Source organism: Flavobacterium sp. ASW18X (assembly GCF_005144745.1).
Lineage (GTDB): Bacteria > Bacteroidota > Bacteroidia > Flavobacteriales > Flavobacteriaceae > Croceivirga.
In genome coordinates this window covers 1-511 of sequence record NZ_SWKK01000073.1, presented here as the reverse complement: position 1 = coordinate 511, position 511 = coordinate 1, and the positions used below count along the sequence as shown (strand labels likewise).

At 33.7% G+C, this 511-nt stretch carries 1 protein-coding gene; it reads right to left on the bottom strand.

From position 1 onward, the window contains the following. Positions 1-83 precede the first annotated feature (83 nt). The gene (locus FBT53_RS16005) at positions 84-455 is read right to left on the bottom strand and encodes a hypothetical protein (protein ID WP_136952185.1); all 372 of its coding nucleotides are present in this window, start codon (positions 453-455) and stop codon (positions 84-86) included. Between the last annotated feature and the right edge of the window lie 56 nt (positions 456-511).

Here is a 511-nt window from a genome sequence, read left to right as displayed (position 1 = left end):
AAAAAACCCCGGCTAAAAGCCGGGGTTCCCACAAACTGAATAAATTAACTAAAAACTAAACTGCTTCGTGTTAGAACTGTAGCTTATTTTACTACTACAGTTTCTTTAAAAGATTTTTGGTTGTCTACAACTACTACAGTGTAATCGTTCTCAAAAGCATTTTCAAAGTTGAATGCCTTTTCTATTACCAATTCGCCTTCTAATATTTCTTTAAATACCACTCTACCTTCAGAATCGTATACCTTTATAGTAACGTCTTGCTGGTCTAAATTCAACAAGTTCATAAACAACTTGTTTCCTTTCTTTTTAAATATTGGGTCTAGCTTTACAGCCATTAAGTTCTTTTCTACCTCATTAACTTTACCACCGAAAGTTGTTTCTGGTCCTTTTGCAAAGCTTGCAACTGTTGCAAACATGATTGCTACTACTGTTAAGTTTCTTAAGATTGCTTTCATAACTCAATCGTTTAATATGTTAGTAAAAACTTACACTGCAAACATACGCCCGTTGT